Raw genomic sequence first — 1254 nt, 5'->3', positions numbered from 1 at the left:
TGCAACGCCTTGGCGGCACTCAGATCGGTCCGGTTACTGGCCAGAAACCACGCGTCTTTCATGCCACTCTTGTGACAGCTTCCCTTGCGCCACAGCACATAGCCACGCAGCGCCCGCTCCGCTTCATTGTTGGTCAGCGCTATCTCGTCGTTTTCCATAAAACGCCATAGCATCTCATCGTCCTTGAGCAGTAACTGGCAGCGCCCACGGTAGCGCTTGGAACACAGTACACTGCCCCGCTCCAGCTGCCTTCGCCAGCTTTGCCGACATCGCTGCAACCTTCGCTGGTACTGCTCCCGGCTTAAGCAGCCTTGTTCATAGCCATGCCGGGTTCTGAACACCGTGTCAGCCAGCAGTACCAGCCGGGCTCCGATAGGCTGGTTGACGGCGTCGCTACTCTCGGCAATCGCCGCCACGTTGCGCAGCACATGCGCCCAGCACAGTTGGCGCTGGGCGCTGTCGATGAAGCGGTATCCCGCATACTGGTCGGTCACCAGCACCCCATCAAGCTCACTGCCCAGCAACCGCTTCGCTGCCTCCTGACCGCGGCCAAACGCCGTCATGAAGCAGACCGCGACCTTGCTCAGGGCCAGCCACATCCAGCGTCGCTCACCGCCCCGCTGGTGCCGGGTTTCATCGGCATGGATGATGGCGGCAGACTGCACTTGCTGTTTGATGGCTTGGTGGGTCGGGGTGAGCATGGCGCTGACCCGGCCTTGCGCTTCACTGATGGCGCCTCGGCTAAAGCTCAAACCGAAGTGCTGCTTGAGCTGCTGCTGTATCTTGCTGATGCTCTGGTGGAACTGACCACTCTGCAAAGCGATATAGCTCAGCAGATTAGCCCCCATCTGGCTGTGGCTCACCGTATCGGGCAGGGCTGCTTCACTGGTGGTGACGCACCCACGGCAGGTGCCCCGATACAGCTGATGCTCTGTCACCACATAGCTGACCTCGGGCAGGTCAAACACCTGATGAACCCGGTAGGGCTTGTCATGGGACACCACCTGCTCACCACAGCAGGCGCACTGCCGGGCAGGATAGTGTGGTATTGCCGTCAGTCGGTCGTCCTCAGGATGACGTTCACGCCGCTGCCCCTTGTGGCCAGGCTGGGCACCACGAGCCTTGCCGGAAGCGGGGCGCTTGCGCGCAGGCGGGGTCCCCGAGCCATCAGTGGAGGGGGGCTTGGAGGAGTTATTGCTGTTTTGGTTGAGGCGGTCTTCAAGCTCGGCGATGCGCGCCATCAGCTTGTAAATC

The 1254-nt window shown here is 61.5% G+C and carries 1 protein-coding gene; it reads right to left on the bottom strand.

What is annotated here, in order from left to right:
• A partial coding sequence (gene tnpC, locus OKB81_RS20365) for an IS66 family transposase (protein ID WP_270805433.1) occupies positions 1–1254 on the bottom strand: 1254 nt, incomplete at both ends.

Origin of the sequence: Aeromonas sp. QDB56, from assembly GCF_027705505.1 — a bacterium.
GTDB lineage: Bacteria > Pseudomonadota > Gammaproteobacteria > Enterobacterales > Aeromonadaceae > Aeromonas > Aeromonas caviae.
The sequence above is the reverse complement of the archived record's forward strand: the minus strand, read 5'-3'. Positions and strand labels throughout refer to the sequence as shown.